The organism is Glycomyces dulcitolivorans, from assembly GCF_003265355.1.
GTDB lineage: Bacteria > Actinomycetota > Actinomycetes > Mycobacteriales > Micromonosporaceae > Glycomyces > Glycomyces dulcitolivorans.
Window position 1 is genome coordinate 1 of the sequence record NZ_QFRW01000162.1, and the last position, 3,988, is coordinate 3,988.

A 3,988-nucleotide genomic window follows, 5' to 3' on the forward strand; every position below is an offset into this window, starting at 1 on the left:
CCGCGGCCCGGCGCGGGCGCGCCGCGCCACCGCCGCACCCGCGCCCCGCTACGGGGTCCGCACTTGGTGTTAACGTCGAAGCAGACAGGGGAGCCGAACGGCTGAGAGTGCGGAACCGACCGCAGACCCTCACACCTGATCCGGGTAATACCGGCGTAGGGAGTCGAAGTGTGCCGCTGTCGCGCCGTGTAATCGCCCTCTTGAAAGGCACGCCCATGCCCGACAGCACCGCCCTCGCCGCCCCCGGCCGCTGGCGCACCGTCGACATCCTCACCTGCGCCGTCCTCGCCGTCGCCTTCGGCGTCGTCTTCTGGGCCTGGAACTTCGTGTGGGCCGGGCTCGACCCCGTCCTCGCGTTCCTGCCCCCGCTCAAGGGCGTCCTCTACGGCGTCTGGCTCATCCCCGCCGTCCTCGCCCCGCTCATCGTCCGCCGCGTCGGCGCCGGCCTCCTCACCGAAGCCCTCGCCGCCACCGTCTCGGCCCTCCTCGGCTCCGTGTGGGGCGTCCTGGTCATCTACCAGGGCCTCATCCAGGGCCTCGGCGGCGAGCTCGCCTTCGCCGCCGGACGCTACCGCCGCTTCGGCACCCCCACCGCCGTCGCCGCCGGCGCCCTCGCCTGCATCGCCGCCACCCTCTTCGACGTCGTCGTCTGGTACCCCGACACCGCGCTGTGGGCCTTCAAGATCCCCTACATCGCCTTCGCCGCCCTCTCCGGCGCCCTCGTCGCCGGCCTCGGCTCCAAGGCCCTCGTCGCCGCCATGCTCCCCACCGGCGTCCTCGACCGGTTCCCCGCCGGCCGCGAACGGGCCCGGATCTGACCGCATGATCCCGGTCGAGTTCCGCGGCTTCGCCTGGCGCCACGCCGGACGCAGAGCCCAGGCCGTCACGGGCGTCGACCTCCGCGTCGAGCCCGGCGAGCGGGTGCTCCTGCTCGGCCCCTCCGGGTCGGGCAAGTCCACCCTGCTCGCCGCGCTCGCCGGGCTCCTCACCGAGGACGCCGGGGACCAGGACGGCGAGGTCCTCCTCGACGGCAAGCCCGCCGCCGACCAGCGCAGCCGCGTCGGCATCCTCTTCCAGGACCCCGAGACGCAGCTCGTCATGGCCCGCGCCGGCGACGACGTCGCCTTCGGACTGGAGAACCAGGCCGTCCCCCGCGCCGAGATCTGGCCGCGCGTGGACGAGTCGTTGCGCGCCGTCGGATTCCCTTATGGACTCGACCGGGACACCCACGCCCTCTCCGGCGGCGAGCAGCAGCGCCTCGCCCTCGCCGGCGTCCTCGCCCGCCGCCCCGAGCTCATCCTCCTCGACGAGCCCACCGCCAACCTCGACCCCCAAGGCGCCCAAGACGTCCGCGACGCCCTCCGCACCGCGCTCACCGACACCGACGCCACGCTCATCGTCGTCGAGCACCGCGTCGCCGACATCCTCGACCTCGTCGACCGCGTCATCGCCCTCGGGCCCGACGGCACCCTCCTCGCCGACGGCCCCGCCGCACGCGTCCTCACCGAACACGGCGACACCCTTGCCGCCCAAGGCGTCTGGGTCCCCGGCGCACCCCTGCCCCACCGCCCGCCGCCCGCCCCAGGCGCCACGGCCTTGCGCGGCGACGGCCTCGCGCTCGCCTACCCCGGCGCCACCCGGCCCGCCCTCGACGGCGTCACCTTCGCACTGCGCCAAGGCGAACTGGTCGCCGTCACCGGCCCCAACGGCTCCGGCAAGTCCACATTGGCACTCCTCGCGGGCGGCCTCGCCGCCCCCGACGCCGGGACCGCCACCGTCCCCGGCGAGCGCCGCCCCCTCCACCGCCTGCCCGCCCGCCGCCTCGCCGAACGCGTCGGCTCGGTCTTCCAGGACCCCGAGCACCAGTTCGTCACCGCCACCGTCCGCGACGAACTCGCCTTCGGCCCCAAGCAGGCCGGATGGACTCAAGACCGCATCGACGCCCGCGTCGGCGAACTCCTCGACCGCCTGCGCCTCGCCCCCCTCGCCGCCGCCAACCCACACACCCTCTCCGGCGGCGAGGCCCGCCGCCTCTCCGTCGCCGGCGCCCTCGCCGCCGCCCCCGGCGTCCTCATCCTCGACGAACCCACCTTCGGCCAGGACCGCCGCACCTGGGGCGAACTCGTCGACCTCACCGCCGACATCCGAGACGAGGGCACCGCCCTCCTCGCCGTCACCCACGACCGCGACTTCGCCACCGCCTTGGGCGCCACCGAACTCGCCCTCAAGGACGGCCGCGCGGAGGCCCCGTGCTGACCCCCGTCCCCGTCTGCGGCCCCGACGCGCCCATCGCCCGCGCCAACCCCGTCGCCAAACTCGCCGCCGTCGTCCTCGTGACCACCGTCGCCCTCGTCGCCGCCGACTGGCTCACCCCGCTGCTCCTGCTCGCCGCACTCCTGGCCGTCCTGCCCTTCACCGGCATCCGCATCGGACCGCTCACCAGACGCCTGCGCTGGCTGTGGTTCGCCGCCGCCGCGGTCGTGGTCGTCAACGCCGTCTTCGCCGCCGAGCAGACCGGCCGCACCCTCCTCGACCTCGGCCCGATCCACGTCTCCACCGGAGCCCTGTTGGGCGGCACGGCGATCGGCCTGCGCGTGTGCGTCGCCGCCACCGCCGGAGTCCTCGTCTTCGCGACCACCGACCCCACCGACCTCGCCGACGCCCTGACCCAGCAGCTCAAAGCCCCGCCCCGCTTCACCATCGGCTCCCTCGCCGCCCTGCGGCTCCTGCCGCTCCTGGCCGCCGAATGGCGCCAGATCACCACCGCCCGCCGCGCCCGCGGCCTCGAAGGCGGCTGGAACCCCCTGCGCCGCACCAGGCTCTTCGCCTCCACCATGTTCGCGCTCCTCGTCGGCGCCATCCGCCGCGCCGGCCGCCTCGCCGCCGCCATGGACGCCCGCGGCTTCGACACCGAGATCCCCCGCACCCACGCCCGCGAGCAGCGCATGCGCCCCGCCGACTGGACGCTCATCTCGCTGGCCGCCGCAGTGGCGGCCGCGGCCGTCGTCGCGAGCGCGTCGGCCGGGGTGTTCACGGTCTGAAGCGTCGCCGACGGACAACACCCTGTCCGTCGGCCTCGCGCACGTCGCCGGAGCCGTCGCGAGGGCTGCCGCCGCACCCACCGCACGGATGAAGTTCCTCGGTCAGAAGGGGGACCGGCCACCGGCACGGAGCATTGCTGGAACCGGGCCCTGCGCGGTGGCCGCGGGTTCTACGGTGGTCCCATGCGACTCACCAAGTTCGGCCACTCCTGCGTCCGCCTCGACACCGGCCAGGGCCTCATCGTCATCGACCCCGGCGCCTACTCCGACCCGGCGGCCCTCGACGGGGCCGACGCCATCTTCATCACCCACGAGCACCTCGACCACTGCGACCCCGACGCCGTCCGGGCCCTGCGCAAGGCCCGCCCCGACGTCCCCGTCTACGGGCCCGCCGCCATCGCCTCCACCCTCGGCGACCTGCCGTTCACCACCGTCAGCGCCGGCGACGCGATCCCGGTGGCGGGCACCGAGGTCAAGGTCTTCGGCGAGCACCACGCCGTCATCCACCCCGACATCCCCATCGTGCAGAACGTCGCCTACCTCGTCGACGGCGTCTACCACCCCGGCGACTCCCTCACCGTCCCCGACCAGCCCGTGCGGACCCTCCTCGTGCCCGTCGCCGCACCCTGGCTCAAACTCGCCGAAGCGATCGACTTCGCCCGCGACATCGACGCCCCCGCAATCCACCCCATCCACGACGCCGTCCTCAGCGACATCGGCCGCGGCCTCCCCGACCGCCTGTTCCCGCTCCTGGTCGGCGACGCCTACCGCCGCATCGAGAACGGCGACACCGCCACCGTCTAAGGACCGTCCACAGAGTCCTATATCCGATAGGATATTCGATTTCCGGCCGCAGACGCGCGGCGGCGGGTCCGTTCCCGTCTCGCCCCTTCGTCGGCCACGCCCGCCCAGGGCATGCGGCGGCGCCCGGAGCCTTTCGGCTCCGG

General features: G+C 74.4%; 4 protein-coding genes and 1 riboswitch. All 4 genes read left to right on the forward strand.

The genetic code is table 11. The annotated features are described in order from the left end of the window. Window positions 1–76 precede the first annotated feature (76 nt). Window positions 77–179, forward strand: a riboswitch (TPP riboswitch). 36 nt (window positions 180–215) lie between these two features. Next, window positions 216–818 (forward strand): ECF transporter S component, encoded by a 603-nt coding sequence (locus DI269_RS13460; RefSeq protein WP_112136673.1) that lies wholly within the window; start codon window positions 216–218, stop codon window positions 816–818. A 4-nt stretch (window positions 819–822) separates the two neighbouring features. Beyond that, entirely contained in the window at window positions 823–2,256 is a 1,434-nt protein-coding gene (locus tag DI269_RS13465; RefSeq protein ID WP_112136675.1) for an ABC transporter ATP-binding protein, read from the forward strand. Next, window positions 2,250–3,041, forward strand: coding sequence for an energy-coupling factor transporter transmembrane component T (locus DI269_RS13470; protein WP_112136677.1), 792 nt, complete (start codon window positions 2,250–2,252; stop codon window positions 3,039–3,041). The genes DI269_RS13465 and DI269_RS13470 overlap by 7 nt, the downstream gene beginning before the upstream one ends. A 183-nt stretch (window positions 3,042–3,224) precedes the next feature. Further along, window positions 3,225–3,845, forward strand: a complete 621-nt coding sequence (locus DI269_RS13475) for an MBL fold metallo-hydrolase (RefSeq protein WP_112136679.1) — start codon at window positions 3,225–3,227, stop codon at window positions 3,843–3,845. The last annotated feature ends 143 nt before the right edge of the window (window positions 3,846–3,988 follow it).